General features: G+C 31.0%; 1 protein-coding gene. It reads left to right on the forward strand.

Annotated elements, in window-relative coordinates; translation table 11 throughout:
• Positions 1-549, forward strand: a 549-nt coding sequence (locus L988_RS10605; protein WP_047384106.1) for a Tn3 family transposase, incomplete at both ends; no start/stop codon positions are given.

Consider the following 549-nt stretch of genomic DNA (forward strand, 5'->3'; position numbering starts at 1 on the left):
AGCAAATGGCATATATTTCACAGTGGAGAATGCATGAAGATGCTTTAAATAGAGCTCAAGTTAACCTTGTTAATTTTCATACTAAACTAAACATGTCAAAATATTGGGGTGATGGAACTACTTCATCTTCGGATGGGATGCGTATGCAATTAGGAGTTACATCGCTTCATGCTGATTCTAATCCTCACTATGGGACTGGAAAAGGTGCTACTATTTATAGATTTACAAGTGACCAATTTTCATCTTTCTATACGAAAGTAATTAATACAAATTCTAGAGATGCTACTCATGTTTTAGATGGGCTTTTAAATCATGAAACTGATTTAAATATATTAGAACACTACACAGATACAGCTGGATATACTGATCAAGTATTTGGACTTACTCATCTTTTAGGATTCAGATTTGCTCCTAGAATACGTGATTTATCCGATGTAAAATTATTTTCTTTAAGTGAAACAAAGGTATCCAAAAATCTTGAAAGTATTTTAAAGGGCAAAATTAATGAAAAGATTATAAAAGAAAATTATGATGATGTTTTAAGATTAG

Source organism: Cetobacterium sp. ZWU0022 (assembly GCF_000800875.1).
In the GTDB taxonomy this organism is placed as follows: Bacteria; Fusobacteriota; Fusobacteriia; order Fusobacteriales; family Fusobacteriaceae; genus Cetobacterium_A.